Here is a 287-nt window from a genome sequence, read left to right as displayed (position 1 = left end):
GCGCCATCGAGAACTATTTTTCGCCGGGCAATCTGACGGCGCTACGCGAGCTGGCGCTGCGCCGCACCGCCCAGCGCGTCGACGAGCAGCTGCTCAACCACATGCAGTCGCACGCCATTCCCGGTCCCTGGGCGGCGGGTGAGCGCGTGCTCGTCTGCGTCGACGCGCAGCCTGGCGGAGCCGCGCGCATCCGCTATGCGCGCCGGCTTGCCGACCGGCTGCGCGCGCCCTGGACGGCGCGTCACATCGACACGCCGCGTTTGGCCACCATGTCCGAGGAAGACAAG

1 pseudogene is annotated in these 287 nt (G+C 70.7%); it reads left to right on the top strand.

Annotation, left to right across the window (positions count from 1 at the left end):
• Window positions 1-287 (top strand): annotated as a pseudogene (locus EN845_RS34935) (two-component sensor histidine kinase); the annotation flags it as partial.

Origin of the sequence: Mesorhizobium sp. M8A.F.Ca.ET.202.01.1.1, from assembly GCF_004791595.1 — a bacterium.
Taxonomy (GTDB): Bacteria; Pseudomonadota; Alphaproteobacteria; order Rhizobiales; family Rhizobiaceae; genus Mesorhizobium.
Note: the sequence above shows the minus strand (reverse complement) of the source record. Positions and strands in the feature narration are given on the sequence as shown.